This window comes from Acidovorax sp. LjRoot66 (genome assembly GCF_964253305.1).
Classification (GTDB): domain Bacteria; phylum Pseudomonadota; class Gammaproteobacteria; order Burkholderiales; family Burkholderiaceae_C; genus Acidovorax.
The window spans coordinates 1,457,266-1,470,746 of the sequence record NZ_CAXUQU020000001.1 but is presented as its reverse complement, the minus strand read 5'-3'; the positions used below and the strand labels follow the sequence as shown (position 1 = coordinate 1,470,746).

General features: G+C 68.3%; 12 protein-coding genes. 6 read left to right on the top strand and 6 right to left on the bottom strand.

Annotated features, from left to right (window positions below):
• Positions 1 to 7 precede the first annotated feature (7 nt).
• From ACSQ3Y_RS06800 to ACSQ3Y_RS06780, 5 genes are all read right to left on the bottom strand, one after another.
• Positions 8 to 1,264 (bottom strand): Zn-dependent hydrolase, encoded by a 1,257-nt coding sequence (locus ACSQ3Y_RS06800; RefSeq protein WP_057205173.1) that lies wholly within the window; start codon positions 1,262 to 1,264, stop codon positions 8 to 10.
• A gap of 22 nt (positions 1,265 to 1,286) precedes the next feature.
• On the bottom strand, positions 1,287 to 2,738 hold the full coding sequence (gene hydA, locus ACSQ3Y_RS06795) for a dihydropyrimidinase (RefSeq protein WP_057205176.1): 1,452 nt from the start codon (positions 2,736 to 2,738) through the stop codon (positions 1,287 to 1,289).
• 82 nt (positions 2,739 to 2,820) lie between these two features.
• Positions 2,821 to 4,278 carry an NCS1 family nucleobase:cation symporter-1 gene (locus tag ACSQ3Y_RS06790; protein ID WP_057205178.1) on the bottom strand — a complete coding sequence of 486 codons (1,458 nt, stop codon included), beginning with the start codon at positions 4,276 to 4,278 and terminating at the stop codon, positions 2,821 to 2,823.
• Between the two features lie 195 nt (positions 4,279 to 4,473).
• On the bottom strand, positions 4,474 to 5,781 hold the full coding sequence (gene preA, locus ACSQ3Y_RS06785; RefSeq protein ID WP_057205180.1) for an NAD-dependent dihydropyrimidine dehydrogenase subunit PreA: 1,308 nt from the start codon (positions 5,779 to 5,781) through the stop codon (positions 4,474 to 4,476).
• A gap of 45 nt (positions 5,782 to 5,826) precedes the next feature.
• Positions 5,827 to 7,176: an NAD(P)-dependent oxidoreductase gene (locus ACSQ3Y_RS06780; RefSeq protein WP_057205182.1), complete on the bottom strand. Its 1,350-nt coding sequence runs from the start codon at positions 7,174 to 7,176 to the stop codon at positions 5,827 to 5,829.
• Between the two features lie 310 nt (positions 7,177 to 7,486).
• On the opposite strand from ACSQ3Y_RS06780, the gene ACSQ3Y_RS06775 reads away from it, so the two are divergent.
• Positions 7,487 to 8,224, top strand: coding sequence for a TetR/AcrR family transcriptional regulator (locus tag ACSQ3Y_RS06775; RefSeq protein ID WP_057205185.1), 738 nt, complete (start codon positions 7,487 to 7,489; stop codon positions 8,222 to 8,224).
• A 9-nt stretch (positions 8,225 to 8,233) separates the two neighbouring features.
• Here the strand turns inward: ACSQ3Y_RS06775 and ACSQ3Y_RS06770 are convergent, their stop codons facing one another.
• Positions 8,234 to 8,950, bottom strand: coding sequence for a Crp/Fnr family transcriptional regulator (locus ACSQ3Y_RS06770; RefSeq protein ID WP_057205186.1), 717 nt, complete (start codon positions 8,948 to 8,950; stop codon positions 8,234 to 8,236).
• Positions 8,951 to 9,168: 218 nt separating this feature from the next.
• Here ACSQ3Y_RS06770 and ACSQ3Y_RS06765 point away from each other — a divergent pair, with 218 nt between their 5' ends.
• From ACSQ3Y_RS06765 to ACSQ3Y_RS06745, 5 genes are all read left to right on the top strand, one after another.
• Entirely contained in the window at positions 9,169 to 9,693 is a 525-nt protein-coding gene (locus tag ACSQ3Y_RS06765) for an ester cyclase (protein WP_057205188.1), read from the top strand.
• Entirely contained in the window at positions 9,690 to 10,475 is a 786-nt protein-coding gene (locus ACSQ3Y_RS06760) for an SDR family NAD(P)-dependent oxidoreductase (RefSeq protein ID WP_057205189.1), read from the top strand. The genes ACSQ3Y_RS06765 and ACSQ3Y_RS06760 overlap by 4 nt, the downstream gene beginning before the upstream one ends.
• Before the next feature lie 11 nt (positions 10,476 to 10,486).
• Positions 10,487 to 11,578 (top strand): hypothetical protein, encoded by a 1,092-nt coding sequence (locus ACSQ3Y_RS06755; RefSeq protein WP_436176812.1) that lies wholly within the window; start codon positions 10,487 to 10,489, stop codon positions 11,576 to 11,578.
• A 50-nt stretch (positions 11,579 to 11,628) separates the two neighbouring features.
• Entirely contained in the window at positions 11,629 to 12,966 is a 1,338-nt protein-coding gene (locus ACSQ3Y_RS06750) for an MFS transporter (protein WP_436176811.1), read from the top strand.
• A 75-nt stretch (positions 12,967 to 13,041) separates the two neighbouring features.
• The gene (locus ACSQ3Y_RS06745) at positions 13,042 to 13,404 is read left to right on the top strand and encodes a hypothetical protein (RefSeq protein WP_436176810.1); all 363 of its coding nucleotides are present in this window, start codon (positions 13,042 to 13,044) and stop codon (positions 13,402 to 13,404) included.
• Positions 13,405 to 13,481 lie beyond the last annotated feature (77 nt).

Genomic DNA, 13,481 nt, shown 5'->3' with positions numbered 1-13,481 from the left:
GGCATGCTCAGGTGCCTGCGCGCTCCAGCATGGCATGCAGCAGCACGTTGCACCCTGCCGTGATGTGTTCCGGCTTGGCATCCTCGATCTCGTTGTGGCTGATGCCGTCCTTGCACGGAATGAACACCATGCCGGCGGGCGCCAGGCGCGCCATGTAGACGGCGTCGTGCCCCGCGCCCGAAACGGCAGGCATGTTGGAGTAGCCCAGCTTGGCGGCAGCGCGCGCCACGGCGTCCACGCAGTCGGCGTGGAACACCTGCGCCGGGTAGGCCGAGACCTGCTCGATCACGATCGGCAGGCCGGTGTCGGCGCTGAGCTTGGCGGCCACGGCGCGGATGTCCTGGTCCATGCTCTCGCACAGCGCATCGGTGGCGTTGCGCAGGTCGATGCTGAACTTGACCTGGCCCGGGATCACGTTGCGGCTGTTGGGGTGCACGTGCACCATGCCCACGGTGCCGCGCCCGTGCGGCGGGTGGCGGTGGGCGCAGGCCACCACCTCCTGCATCAGGTGCGTGGCGACCTGCAGCGCATCCTTGCGCAGGGCCATGGGCGTGGGGCCGGCATGGGCCTCCATGCCGGTCACGGTGCAGTCGTACCAGCGGATGCCGAGCACGCCGGTGACCACGCCGATGGTCTTGTCGTGGTCCTCCAGCACCGGGCCCTGCTCGATATGGGTCTCGAAGTAGGCGCCGATGGGGTGGTCGCCTGGTACCTGCTCGCCGATGTAGCCGATGCGTTCGAGCTCGCCCTTGACGGTCTTGCCCTCGGTATCGGTGGCGGCGTAGGCATGCTCCAGCGTGAAGGCCTTGGCGAACACGCCCGAGCCCATCATCACCGGCACGAAGCGCGAGCCTTCTTCGTTGGTCCAGAAGGCCACCTCGATCGGCGCCTCGGTCTCGATGCCGTGGTCGTTCAAAGTACGCACCACTTCGATGCCGGCCAGCACGCCGTAGTTGCCATCGAACTTGCCGCCCGTGGGCTGGGTGTCGATGTGGCTGCCGGTCATGATGGGCGGCAGGCTGTTGTTGCGCCCCGGGCGGCGCATGAAGCCGTTGCCGATCTGGTCGATGGTGACCGCCATGCCGGCCTCGCGCGCCCAGCGCGTGACGAGGTCGCGGCCCTGCTTGTCCAAGTCGGTCAGCGTCAGGCGGCACACGCCGCCCTTGGGCGTGGCGCCGATCTGCGCCAGCTCCATGAGCGAGGCCCACAGGCGCTCGCCGTTGATGCGCAGGCTGTCGATGTCAGTCTTGACTTTGGTGTCCATGGTGTTCTCCGGATCGGTTCTGTCAGCGGGCCACCGCAGTGGGTGCCAGGTCCTGGGCGCGCTTTTGCACGGCCTGGAAGTTGGCGCCGAAGGCCGGGCGCTTGAGGTAACGGCCCTGGCCCTGCTCGGCGCGCAGGTCGCCGTTGGCGTACACCACGCGGCCCTGGCTCACGGTGTGGCTCGGAATGCCGCGCACGGTGCGACCCTCGAAGATGTTGAAGTCGCCCTTGCTGTGCTGGGTCTTGGCCGAGAAGGTCTTGGTGCCCTCGGGGTCCCACAGCACCAGGTCGGCGTCGGCGCCCTCGCCGATGAAGCCCTTGCGCGGGTAGATGTTGAACAGCTTGGCCGCGTTGGCCGAGGTGATGGCCACGAACTCGCTGGGCGTCAAGCGCCCGGTGTTGACGCCGCCATCCCAGATGGCGGCCATGCGCTCTTCCACACCGCCCGTACCGTTGGGGATCTTGGCAAAGCTTTCCTTGCCCATGGCCTTCTGAGCGGCGCAAAAGGTACAGTGGTCCGTCGCCGTGGTGTGCAGTTGGCCCGACTGCAGACCGCGCCAGAGCGCCTCCTGGTGCCCTTTGGGGCGAAACGGCGGGCTCATCACATAGGCGGCGGCCTTGGCAAAGTCGGGGTCGCGGTACACGCTGTCGTCGATCAACAGATGGCCGGCCAGCACTTCGCCATACACCCGCTGGCCGCGCGCGCGGGCACGGGCAATGGCGTCAGCCGATTCCATGCAGCTCACATGCACCACGTAAATGGGCACCCCCAGCACGTCGGCAATCGCAATCGCGCGGTTGGCGGCCTCGGCCTCGACCATGGGTGGGCGCGACAGCGGATGGCCCTCGGGGCCGGTGATGCCCATCTTGGCCACCTCCTGCTGCAGCAGGTACACGAGCTCGCCGTTCTCGGCATGCACCGTGGGCATGGCGCCCAGCTCCAGCGCGCGCTTGAAGCTGTTCACCAGGGTTTCGTCGTCGCACATGATGGCGTTCTTGTAGGCCATGAAGTGCTTGAAGCTGTTCACGCCCTCCTCCTGCACCAGCGTGCCCATGTCGGCGCGCACCTGCTCGCTCCACCAGGTGATGGCGACATGGAAGCTGTAGTCGGCCGCCGACTTTTCGGCCCAGCCGCGCCACTTGCGGTAGGCGTCCATGATCGACTCCTGCGGGTCGGGGATCACGAAGTCGATGATGCTCGTGGTGCCACCCGCCAGGGCCGCGGCCGTGCCGGTGAAGAAGTCGTCCATGGTGACGGTGCCCATGAACGGCAGCTGCATGTGGGTGTGCGGATCGATGCCGCCGGGCAGCACGTACTGGCCGCTGGCGTCGAGCACCTGCGCGCCCGCAGGCGCCTGCGCGGCCGCCCCCTCCCCGACGGCCACGATGCGGCCATCCACACACAGCACGTCTGCGCGCTGCTCGCGGTCTGCATTGACCACGGTGCCACCGCGGATCACAAGGGCTTGGCTCATGGGGTTCTCCTTCAGGGGTTGCTGGGGTGGCCGAGGCCGCAGGCCCGCAGCAGGCCGGGTGAGGCCGCTGCAGGGCAGGACGTCATTTCTTCTTCGCGGTCAGGTAGTAGTAGGTGCCGGCGACAGCCAGGCTGAAGAACCAGCCAAAGTCGAACAGCGACTGCAGCAGGCCCGGGACGGAGCCCTTGTCGAGCACGCCCGACACCGCCAGGTAACCGGGCAGGCAGGGCAGCACGCCCAGGAAGAACGCGACCAGCGCATGGATGTTCCAGCCATTGCTGTACTCGTATTCGCCACCACGGCGGTACAGGTCGTCCACCTTGAGCTCGCCCTTGCGCACCAGGTAGTAGTCCACCAGCAGGATGCCGGCGATGGCACCCAGCAGCGTGCCGTAGCCGCCGAGCCAGGTGAACAGGTAGCCGCCCGAGGTGGCCAGCAGCTTCCAGGGCATGAACAAGAGGCCGATGAGCGCGGCGATCATGCCTCCCATGCGAAAGCTGATCTTCGATGGCGCGATCTGGCTGAAGTCGTACGAGGGCGAGACCAGGTTGGCCGCCACGTTGGTGGTCAGGTTGGCCAGCAGGATGACCAGCAGGCCGATGCCGGCGGCCACGCTGCCCATCTGCGTGAGCAGGCCGTCAGGGAACAGCTGCGCCTTGCCGTAGAGGATGGCCGAGGCCGAGAAGCCGATGACGCCCACCATGGAGAAGAGGGCCATGGGAATGGGCAGGCCGATGGCCTGGCCGATGACCTGGTCCTTCTGCGAACGCGCAAAGCGCGTGAAGTCGGGGATGTTCAGGGCCAGCGTAGCCCAGAAGCCCACCAGCCCGGTCAGCGCCGCCCAGGTCTTGGGCCCGCCCTCCACCACCTTGGCGGGCAGGTTGAACAGTTGGCCAGCGGGCACCTTCATCATCAGCACCACGACCAGCAGCAACGAGGCGCCCACCATCAGCGGCGCGGCGATCACCTCCAGCAAGCGGATGGATTCCGGCCCCTTCCAGATGAACCAGAGGTGCACCGCCCAGAACGCCAGGAAGCACGTGAACTGCGAGGTGCTGATGGTCTGCCCGTCGGCCGGCCCCGCGAGCCCCATGCCCAGGATGTTCAGGAAGCCGTGCAGCGCCAGCGCGCCGAAGTAGCAGTTGATGGAGAACCAGCCGCAGGCCACCAGCCCGCGCAGCACGGCCGGCAGGTTGGCGCCTTTGACGCCGAAAGAGGCGCGCGCCAGCACCGGGAACGGCACGCCGTAGCGCGGCCCCACGCGGCCGATGAGCACCATGGGAATCAGCACGATGCAATTGGCCAAAAACACCAGCCACACCGCCATCTGCCAGGTGAAGCCCTGGTCCAGCATGGAACTGGCCATGGTGTAAGTGGGCACGCAGACCACCATGCCCACCCACAGGGCGGCATAGTCCTTCCACGCCCAGTGGCGCTGCGCCTGCGTGGTGGGGAGCAGATCTTCGTTGGCCAGCGGATTGGACGCTGCGCCGGGCAGATGCCCCGCCCCATGGGCGGCGCTGCCGGTACTGTGGTTCATGCCTTTACTCCTCTGTGAAATATTTACTTCTTGGGGTTGCACACAAGCCGCTGCCGGATCCGGCGTTCCGGTGGGAGGCAGATGGCGGGACGGAGCAAGTTCACGCTCCAGGGGAAGCGAGCGATGCTACCGGCGCACAGCGCACTGCGCCAGATGCAGCGCAGCACCGGGGTGCGCTGTCCGCCAGGCACTGCATCACGCAGCAACCCGCTGGGGGTTGTTGGGGTGGGTCGTCCAGTTCGCGTACTCGCCTGTGACCACCTTGCCCGTGCGCGCATCCACCTCGCCGGGCGCGAGGCTGCGCAGCGTGATGCACTCGGGCACGGGGCAGATGGAGACGCACAGGTTGCAGCCCACGCACTCGGCATCGTTGACCTCGAATTTGCGCACGCCGCCCTCCTTGGTGAAGGTGATGGCCTGGTGCGAGGTGTCCTCGCAGACCACGTGGCAGCGGCCGCATTGGATGCAGGCGTCCTGGTTGATGACGGCCTTGTCGATGTGGTTGAGGTTGAGGTTCTTCCAGTCCTTGACGGTGGGCACGGCCTGGCCCTTAAAGTCTTCAATGGTCTTGTAGCCGCGCTCGTCCATGAAGTTGGACAGCCCGTCGCACATGTCCTGCACGATCTTGAAGCCGTACACCATGGCCGCGGTGCACACCTGCACCGTGCCGCAGCCCAGCGCGATGTACTCGGCCGCATCGCGCCAGGTGGTGATGCCGCCGATGCCGCTGATGGGCAGGCCGGCGGTCTGCGCGTCGCGTGCGATCTCGGCCACCATGTTCAGGGCGATGGGCTTGACGGCCGGGCCACAGTAGCCGCCGTGCGAACCCCAGCCGTCGGTGCTGGGGCTCATGGTCATGCGGTCCAGGTCCACGCCCATGATGGAGTTGATGGTGTTGATCAGCGACACCGCATCGGCCCCACCGGCCTTGGCCGCGCGCGCGGGGTGGCGCACGTCGGTGATGTTGGGCGTGAGCTTGACGATCACCGGCAGGCGGCTGTAGTGCTTGCACCAGGCCGTGACCATCTGGATGTACTCGGGCACCTGGCCCACGGCGGCGCCCATGCCGCGCTCGCTCATGCCGTGCGGGCAGCCGAAGTTCAGTTCGATGCCATCGGCCCCGGTGTCCTCGACCAGGGGCAGGATGCTCTTCCAGCTCTGCTCCTCGCAGGGCACCATGAGAGAGACGATCATGGCCCGGTCGGGCCAGTTGCGCTTGACGCGCTTGATCTCTTCGAGGTTGGTGTGCAGCGGCCGGTCGGTGATCAGCTCGATGTTGTTCAGCCCGATCACGTGCCGGTCCTGCGACATCAGCGTGGCGTAGCGCGGGCCGTTGACGTTGACCACCGAGGGGTCCTCGCCCAGGGTCTTCCAGACCACGCCGCCCCAGCCCGCCTCGAAGGCACGGGTGACGTTGACTTCCTTGTCGGTGGGGGGCGCCGAGGCCAGCCAGAAGGGGTTGGGGCTGCTGATGCCCAGAAAATTGCTGCGGATGTCGGCCATGGTGTGGTGCTCCGGTGATGTGCGGTGATGGCGGCTGAACGGCGCTCAGGCGGCCAGTGCGGCGTGGATCGAGATGGCGGCCACCTTGCCGTGCTCCACGGCTTCCACGGTGAGGTCGCGCCCCCCGGCCCGGCAGTCGCCGCCGGCCCACACCCGGGCCAGGCTGGTGCGGCCGTCCGCGTCGGTAGCGATGCGCCCGCCGGTGAGCGCGATGGCCTGGCCCACGGGCTCGGGCACATAGGTCTGGCCAATGGCCTTGAGCACCATGTCGGCCGGGATCACGAAGTTCTCACCGGTTTCAATGAGCCGGCCGCCTTCCAGTGCCGTGGCGGCAAAGCGCACCCCGGTCACAGCGCCATCGGCACTGAGCACCTCCTTGGGCGCAGCGAAGTGGCGGATGGTGACGCCGTTGGTCTGCGCCCATTCCTGCTCGACGTGCGAGGCGGACATGCTCTCGGCCCCGCGGCGGTAGGCAATCGTCACCTCCTCGGCACCGAGCTTGCGCGCCTGCACGGCGGCATCCACCGCCGTCATGCCGCCGCCGATCACGACCACGCTGCGCCCCACGGGCAGGGTTGACAGGTCAGCCGTCTGGCGCAGCTCGGCAATGAAGTCCACGGCATTGCGCACACCGGTGGCCGTGGGCTCGGCGATGCCCAGGGCGTTCACGCCCGACAGGCCCAGGCCGAGGAACACTGCGTCGTGGCTGGCCAGCAGGCTGTCGAGGGTCATGTCGCGGCCCAGCAACTGGTGCGTGCGCACCTCGATGCCGCCAATCGACAGCAGCCACTCGACTTCCTTCTGGGCGAAGTTGCCGGTGGTCTTGTAGCTGGCCAGCCCGTATTCGTTGAGGCCGCCGAGCTTGGTGCGGGCGTCGAACAGCACGACGTCGTGGCCGCGCACCGCCAGGCCGTGGGCGCAGGCCAAGCCTGCGGGGCCGGCCCCGACCACGGCGATGCGCTTGCCGGTGGATGCGGCACGCTGGAACAACGGGGCACCGGGCTTGGCGAAGAAGGCATCGGTGGCGTAGCGCTGCAGCGAGCCGATCTCGACCGGCTTGTCCTCATTGGTGTTGCGCACGCAGGCCTGCTCGCACAGCACCTCGGTGGGGCAGACGCGGGCGCACATGCCACCCAGGGGGTTGGCCTCCAGGATGGCGCGGGCGGCGCCCCGGTTGTTGTCCTGCGCGATGCGGTGGATGAAGGAGGGGATGTCGATGCCCGTGGGGCAGGCCGTGGCGCAAGGCGCATCGTGGCAGTAGTAGCAGCGTTCGGCCTCGATCAGCGCCTGCGGGCGCGTCAGCGGCGGGTGGGCGTCGCCGAAGCGGGTGGCGTAGTCGGCCAGGTTCAGGCGTGCGGCATGAATGCCGCAGGCGTGGCTTGCGGGTGTGTCCATCAGATTTCCTCCGGCAGGGTCAGGGTGGGGGCAGGGGCGCTGCACGCCGGCAACGCAGCGGCGTGGCCCGATCCGCACGGACGGCGGCAGGGGGCTGCGCAAACAGTGCATGCACAAGGGCATGCAGCCGCAAATTCCGGAGGTTTCATCGTGGGCCTCGCTAGGGGTTGCAGGTGCCCGGTGCTTTGGCTGCACCGGTGCCCTGCTGGCTGTTGAATTTACCAACCAGTAAAAATTTACCAATTAGTAAAATCCCTACAGCAAGCCGCATGCCAGGCTTTTGCCAGCCACATTGACACACAATGGTGCAATGACCGACGCCCGACAGCCCCCCTCCGCCTCCGCCCGGCGGCGCCCGGAAGCCCCCAGCCCCCCGGCGACCGCCCCCGCTGCGGAAACCGCCGCCAAGGCGCCCACCGCGTCGCGCCTGCTCAAGGAGCAGGGCATCCTGACCGAGGCGGAGAACCATTTCGCGCAGTTCGGCTTCGAGGGCGCCTCTCTGGAGAACATCGCGGCGGCCATCGGCATCAGCCGGCACAACCTGCTGTACTACTTCCCGAACAAGGAAGCGCTGTACCAGCGCGTGCTGGACGACGTGCTGACCCAATGGCTCGCGGGGATGGAAGACCTGTCGCACAGCGACGACCCCCAGCAGGCACTGCGCCGCTACATCCGCGCCAAGCTGCGCTACTCGCGCGAGCGCCCCAATGGTGCAAAGGTATTCACCAAAGAGGTGATTGCCGGTGCACCACGCTATGGCAAGGCCATCGCCGCGCGGGTGGGGCCGCTGCTAAAGGCCGAGGTGCGTACCTTCGAGCGCTGGGCACGCGAGGGCCGCATCGCGCGCGTCAACTTCACGCACCTGATGTTCATCATCTGGTCGGTGACCCAGGCCTATGCCGAGCAGGAAGCCCAGTTCGCCTTGCTGCTGGGCAAGCCGGCGCTGACCGAGCGCGACTACGGCAAGGCCGAGGAGCTGATCTGCCGCATGGTGATCAAGGCACTGGAACCTGACGCGGCGCGGGACAACCCGCCCGGGGCAGACTGACGGACGGCATCACGCGGGCTGTGCGGCATAGCAGGCCAGGCGTTCGCGGTCGAGCAGTTCGACCACGCGGTAGCCCACACGCAGCATCCCCTCTTCTTCCCATTGCTTGAGCTGGCGGTTGATGCTTTGGCGCGAGACGCCGAGCATGAAGGCCAGATCCTCCTGCGACACGGCCAACACCACCGTGGTGGATTCCGCGCTGGCGGGCCGGCTGTCCAGCATCACGAGCCGGTGCGCCAGCCGCACGGACAGCGGCTGCAGGATGGCGTCGTCGATCCAGGCCAGGGCCTGGCGCAGCCGCAGGCACACCAGCCGCGTGAAGGCCATGTGCAGCGCCGGCTGCGTGGCGATCAGGTGGTGGAAATCCGCCGCCTGGACCACGGCCACCTCCGACGGCTCCACCGCGCAGGTGTCGTACACGCGCTGCTGGCCCACGAACAGCGAGACCTCGCCGAACCAGTGGCCCGGCTCCAGCACGGCGATGACGGCCTCGCGCCCGTCCGGCGCGGCCACGCTCACGCGCAGCGCGCCCTGCACCATGCCGAACAGCGCGTCGGGAGCCGACCCCTTGAGGAACAGCGAATCCCCACGCTGCAGTTGCCGGCGGTGCGCCACCTGCAGCAGGGCGTCCTGCACCTCCTGCGGCAAGCGCAATCGCTCGTCGGCGCGGTGCCCGAGGTGGGCCGGAAGGTCGGTATCGGGTGCCGGTTCGGGCTGGGAAGGCATGGAGTGCACCTGGGGGCGAGATGGCTGGCGGCAGCCATTGTGTGGGCAAGGGAGGTCGCCATGGCGACGCGCAGCGGACATCCCCGGGTTTGTACCACCCCCCAATTGCCAACACCGGACAGTCTCGCCAGTGCGGCCTGCGGATAGTGGACCGGCGCGCGGCAGGCCCCTCGGGTCGCCGCACTCCTTGAACCGCCATCGACCTGAAGGACGCCCCCATGACCACCCCCACCACCGAACGCAATGCCCGCCGCGAGAAGACCGTGCTCGACCACTTCGCCGACGAAACCCGCCAGGATTTCGATGCCGTGCTCGGCACCTTTCCGCACCCGCACTACGAACTGATCCCCACCGGCGAAGTGCACGACGGCAACGAGGACGTGCGCCGCTACTACACCGCCACGCGCCAGGCCTTCCCGGACCAGCGGCACGAAATCATCGAACTGCGCCATGCCGGCGACTCGGTCATCGTGGAGTTCTGGCTGCTGGGCACGCACAAGGGCCCGCTCGCTGCCTTGCCCCCCACAGGCAACACCTTCCGCTGCCGCATGATCGCGCTGTTCATCTTCGACGAGGCCGAGAACCTGGTCTGCGAGCGGGTGTACTTCGACACGCTGACCATGCTGCGCCAGTTGCTGGTGGGCGTGCCACCGGCCGCGCTGCCCGGCATCATCGGCTCGCTGCTCGGCGGCCAGGCAGCCACCTCCGGCAAGACATCGGTACCCGAGCAGGCCACGGCATGAGCGGGCGCCTGCAGGGCCACCACGCGGTGGTGACCGGCGGGGCCCAGGGCATTGGCCTGGCGATTGCACGCCGCTTCCTGCACGAGGGCGCCAGCGTCTCGCTGTGGGACATCAGCGACCGCCAGTTGCAGGGCGCAGCGCAGGCGCTGGACGCCCCGGGTCGGATGTTCACCGCAGCCGCCGACGTGCGCGACGAGGCCGCCGTAACGGCTGCCGCCCAGGCCAGCGCCACAGCCCTGGGCCCGGCCACCGTGCTCGTGAACAACGCCGGCGTGCTCGGCCCGCTGGTGCCCACCTGGGAGCACAGCGCGGCCCAGTGGCGTGCGGTGCTGGACACCAACCTCACCGGCGCCTTCCTGTGCTGCCGCGCGCTGGTGCCGCAGATGCTGGCAGATATCGCCGGTCAGCGCGCGCCCGCGGTCGGGCGGCGCGTGGTCAACATCGCCTCGGTCGCGGGCAAGGAAGGCAATGGCCTGAACGCTGCGTACTCGGCCTCCAAGGCCGGGCTGATCGCGCTGACCAAGTCGCTGGGCAAGGAGCTGGCCACCACCGGGGTGCTGGTGAACTGCATCACCCCGTCGGCGGCCGAGACCGGCGTGTTCGACGGCGTTCCCGAAGAACACCGCGCCCAGCTGCACCAGGCCCTGCTGTCGCGCGTGCCCATGGCGCGCTTCGTCGAGCCAGCCGAGGTGGCTGCCATGGCGGCCTGGCTGGCGTCTGCCGATTGCTCGTTCAGCACCGGGGCCGTCTTCGACATCTCCGGTGGCCGTTCCCTGTATTGAGGAGATTCCCCATGAACATGATGACCGAACCCCTCTCGCCGGTCCGCCTGCTGCTGCAGCCGATCACCGACTTCGACGGCGCACGCAGCGCCCCCACGCCGCAGGACCGGCTGCGCGCGCTGCGCCGCGCGGGCGAGCAGTTCCGCGAGCGCTTTCTCGGCGAACCTGCCGTGCGCTATGCGCGCAGCTTCGACCTGCTGCGCATCCCCTACCCGGCCTGGTATGCCTTCAACGGCGTGTACTCGCAGCAGTTGCTCAAGCCTCACATGGTGCACCTGCTGGCACGCATGGTGCTGGTGCAGTTAGAGGATTTCGAGGGGCACCTCAGAAACCTGCTGTTCACCCCCGCCGATTTCGAGACGGGCAGCGAGACACCCTATTTCAAGCGCCTGAGCGAGCAGACCCCGAAGTTTTTGCACGGCGTGATCGCGCCGGTCTACGGCACGGTGCTGCAGGCCCTGGCCTCGGTGGGCGTGGCGCCGGAGCAGATCGATTTCATCACCTACGACCACCTGCACACCCAGAACCTGCGCCGCTGGCTGGGCACGGGCAGCGAGCGCGGCCTGCTGCCCAACGCCCGCCTGTTGGTGCACCGCCAGGAGCTGGCCAGCGTGGCCGGCCTGCTGCCCACGCAGGCCGACTGGTACTGCCCCGAGGGGTTGCAAGGCGTGGCGCCCGAACGCATCGTGCCCTTCGACGGCAGCGTGCAACTGGGGCGCGGCATCGCGCTGGTGCACACGCCGGGCCATACCGAGGGCAACCACTCGCTGGTGTACCGCACGGGCGACGGCATCCGCGTGAGCAGCGAGAACGGCGTGAGCGCCGACAGCTGGGCGCCCGAGGCCTCGCGCCACAACGGCATACGCCGCTACGCGAAGGCCACCGGCTCCGAGGTGGTCCTGAACGGCAACACCCAGGAGGGCAGCGTCGACCAGTACCTGTCGATGGTGCTGGAGAAGACCATCGCCGGCATGTCGGCCACGCACGGTTTCAGCAACGTGGTGCCGTCCAGCGAATGCTCACCGCACTGGCTGTTTCCCGGGGCGCCCACCAGCCATCTGTGGGGCGCCACCGCCTCGGGCGCGCTCCAGCGGCCCACCTGAGCCGGTTCGCTGATCTCCATCCAAAAAACAGACAACACGAGACAAACGCCATGAACTCCCCCGCCGCCATCTTTCCCGCTGATGCGGGCGCCTCGCACGCGCCCGCCACCGCTGCAGACGACGCCACCTATCGCCAGATTGCCTGGCGCTTGATCCCGGTGCTGTTCGCCTGCTACGTGTTCAACTACCTGGACCGCACCAACATCGGCTACGCCCAGCTGCAGATGAAGAGCGACCTGGGTTTCAGCGACGCGGTGTTCGGCCTGGGGGCAGGCATCTTCTTCATCGGCTACGCGCTGTTCGAGATTCCGAGCAACATGCTGCTGGCGCGCGTGGGCTTTCGGCTCACGCTGCTGCGCATCATGGGGTTGTGGGGCCTGGCCTCGGCCGCCACGCTGTGGGTGACCACGCCGGCGCAGTTCTACGTGCTGCGCTTCCTGGTGGGGGTATTCGAGGCGGGCTTTGCGCCCGGCGTGCTGTTCTACCTCACGCTGTGGTTTCCCTCGCAGCGGCGGGCCAAGGTCACGGCGTTGTTCTTCATGGCCTACGGCGCGGCGCCCATCGTCGCCGGGCCGCTGGCGGGCGCCAGCATGACCTACCTGGACGGCCTGCTGTCGCTGCGGGGCTGGCAGTGGCTGTTTCTCGTGGAAGGGGTGCCCTGCGTGCTGTTGGCCGTGCTGGCGTACAAGCTGCTCGACGACGGGCCACAGGCCGCCCGCTGGCTCACGCCCGCGCAAAAGCGCCAGGTGCAGGACGATCTGGCACGCGACCAGGCCGCCAGCGGCGCGGATGCGCGCAGCAGCTTTGGCAGCGCATTGCGCAACGGGCAGGTGTGGCTGCTGGGCTTCATCTCCTTCCTGGTGATCCTGGGCATCTACGCCATGTCGTTCTGGCAGCCCACCATGCTGCAGTCCATGGGCCTGTCGGTGATGCAGATCGGCCTGTACTCGGTGGTGCCGGCAGTCACGGGCATCGTGGCCACGCTGCTCATCGCCGGGCATTCCGACCGACGGCAGGAGCGGCGCTGGCATTTCGCGGTGACGGCCTGCATCGGCGCGGCCGGGCTGTCGCTCACCACCCTGTTCATGCAGAGCCCGGTGGCCGCAGTGGCATGCCTGTCGCTGGCCTCGGTCGGCATCTCCAGCGCCTTCGCCATCCTCTGGGCCGTGCCCGGCAGCCTGCTGAGCCGCAACGCTGCGGCGATGGGCATCGCCCTCATCACGACCATTGGCGGCACGGCCGGCGTGGTGGCGCCGGTGATGGTGGGCGCCATCAAGACAGCGACCGGCGGCTTCACGCTCAGCCTGTACCTGCTGAGTGGCGCCCTGGTACTGGCAGCGGTGCTGATGGTGCTGGCCGTGGGGCGCGGCAGGCAGGCAGCGCGCTGAACCCATCTCCCTCGGGGCCTGGGACAAATTGCCCCACCCCACCCGCGCACAGGGGGCCGGGACGATAATGCGGCCATGTACGCGCTGCGCACCTCGTCACTGCTGGCCCGCCTGATCCTGGCGTGGTTCGTGCTGACCGTGGGCGCGGCGATCGCGTCGCCCATCGTCCACCCCCAGGCCCTGCAGATGGTCTGCACCACGGGCAGCACCGTCAAGCTGGTGGCGGTCAGCGAAGATGGCGGTGCCACCGAACTGGGGCAGCACACCCTCGATTGCGCCATGTGCCTGGGCGCCAGCGCACCGCCGCCACCCGTGCAGCAGCATGCACAGCGCCATGGGCCCCTGGCGCACATGCTCGCGCCCACTGTGGCTGCCGCCATCGCTGCCATCGTTGGCGCCCCCCTGCCCGCCCGCGGGCCACCGACCTCGCTCGCCTGACACCTGCGCTGCTGCATGCCAACCAAGGGCATGCGCGCGCTTTGAGCGGTAGCCACCGCGCCTTGGCGGCGCCGGTG

Coding starts and splice junctions, on each gene's coding strand:
- ACSQ3Y_RS06800 (WP_057205173.1), bottom strand. CDS start 1,264: ATGGACACCAAAGTCAAGACTGACATCGACAGCCTGCGCATCAACGGC.
- hydA (WP_057205176.1), bottom strand. CDS start 2,738: ATGAGCCAAGCCCTTGTGATCCGCGGTGGCACCGTGGTCAATGCAGAC.
- ACSQ3Y_RS06790 (WP_057205178.1), bottom strand. CDS start 4,278: ATGAACCACAGTACCGGCAGCGCCGCCCATGGGGCGGGGCATCTGCCC.
- preA (WP_057205180.1), bottom strand. CDS start 5,781: ATGGCCGACATCCGCAGCAATTTTCTGGGCATCAGCAGCCCCAACCCC.
- ACSQ3Y_RS06780 (WP_057205182.1), bottom strand. CDS start 7,176: ATGGACACACCCGCAAGCCACGCCTGCGGCATTCATGCCGCACGCCTG.
- ACSQ3Y_RS06775 (WP_057205185.1), top strand. CDS start 7,487: ATGACCGACGCCCGACAGCCCCCCTCCGCCTCCGCCCGGCGGCGCCCG.
- ACSQ3Y_RS06770 (WP_057205186.1), bottom strand. CDS start 8,950: ATGCCTTCCCAGCCCGAACCGGCACCCGATACCGACCTTCCGGCCCAC.
- ACSQ3Y_RS06765 (WP_057205188.1), top strand. CDS start 9,169: ATGACCACCCCCACCACCGAACGCAATGCCCGCCGCGAGAAGACCGTG.
- ACSQ3Y_RS06760 (WP_057205189.1), top strand. CDS start 9,690: ATGAGCGGGCGCCTGCAGGGCCACCACGCGGTGGTGACCGGCGGGGCC.
- ACSQ3Y_RS06755 (WP_436176812.1), top strand. CDS start 10,487: ATGAACATGATGACCGAACCCCTCTCGCCGGTCCGCCTGCTGCTGCAG.
- ACSQ3Y_RS06750 (WP_436176811.1), top strand. CDS start 11,629: ATGAACTCCCCCGCCGCCATCTTTCCCGCTGATGCGGGCGCCTCGCAC.
- ACSQ3Y_RS06745 (WP_436176810.1), top strand. CDS start 13,042: ATGTACGCGCTGCGCACCTCGTCACTGCTGGCCCGCCTGATCCTGGCG.